Below are 599 nucleotides of genomic sequence, written 5' to 3' on the forward strand. Positions count from 1 at the left end.
ATATAGAGGTTGAAGGCGTCGGCAAAGCCGTGCTGCGGGAGCTCCAGCGGGCGGTAGTAGCTGGTCAGCCAGGCGAAGTTCACGCAGACCAGCGCCACCAGCGACCAGGTCGAGGGCGCATCGAGCAGCACCGCGCCGAGCGTCACCTGCAGCAGATAGAGCGAGGTGAAGGGATTGGTGGCGCCACCGCTGAGATAGAGCAGGGCGGTCAGGGCCGCGACGTCGAGCGCCAGCGCGATCAAGAGCTCGAGGTTGTTGATGTCCGCCCGGTAGCGCAGCCACAGCAGGCTGACGACATTGAGGGCCACCAGCCCGGAGATCACGGCGGCCAACGGCAGCAGCGGGAGGGCAACGCCCATCCAGAACTGCACAAAGCCGATGGTGATGATCTGGCCGATCACGGCGATCCAGCGCAACTGGACCAAAAGGGCCATGTTCTTGCGATTGGTCGCGATGTCGGCGGGTGCTGCGAGATCGAACGGCATGCCGGCGGCCGCGCTCACGGCGGACGGCATCACGGCCCTGCCGGTCGCGGCGTTCTCCTCATGCAGATCCGATGTGCGCTCGAGCATCTGGGCCTGGGTCGCGAGACAGATTGC

Annotated in this window: 1 pseudogene; it reads right to left on the minus strand. The window is 65.8% G+C overall.

Features of this window, described 5'->3' with window-relative positions:
• Positions 1 to 572 (minus strand): annotated as a pseudogene (locus NS334_RS17100) (hypothetical protein); the annotation flags it as partial.
• Positions 573 to 599 lie beyond the last annotated feature (27 nt).

This window comes from Sphingomonas endophytica, assembly GCF_001476895.1.
Classification (GTDB): Bacteria; Pseudomonadota; Alphaproteobacteria; order Sphingomonadales; family Sphingomonadaceae; genus Sphingomonas; species Sphingomonas endophytica_A.